Source organism: Streptomyces katrae (genome assembly GCF_000966975.1).
Lineage (GTDB): Bacteria > Actinomycetota > Actinomycetes > Streptomycetales > Streptomycetaceae > Streptomyces > Streptomyces katrae.
In genome coordinates this window covers 1-246 of record NZ_JZWV01001240.1, presented here as the reverse complement: position 1 = coordinate 246, position 246 = coordinate 1, and the positions used below count along the sequence as shown (strand labels likewise).

Genomic DNA, 246 nt, shown 5'->3' with positions numbered 1-246 from the left:
GGTCCTCACCTCGGTGCGGCTGCCCGCCGCGCTGCCGGGCGAACGCGCCGCCTGCCACCGAGCCATCAGCCGGGCGCGCGCCGAATGGCCCCTGGTCGAGGCCGTGGCCCGGCTGGCGCTCCAGGGCTCCGTCATCACCCGCGCAGCCGTGGCGGCGGGCGGGGTGGCCCGGGTCCCGCTGCGGCTGCCGGAGGTGGAGGCGGCCCTGACCGGCCGGGAGGCCACCCCCGGGGTCCTCGCCGAGGC

At 81.3% G+C, this 246-nt stretch carries 1 pseudogene; it reads left to right on the top strand.

The annotated features are described in order from the left end of the window. A pseudogene (locus VR44_RS35575) lies at positions 1-246 on the top strand (hypothetical protein); the annotation flags it as partial.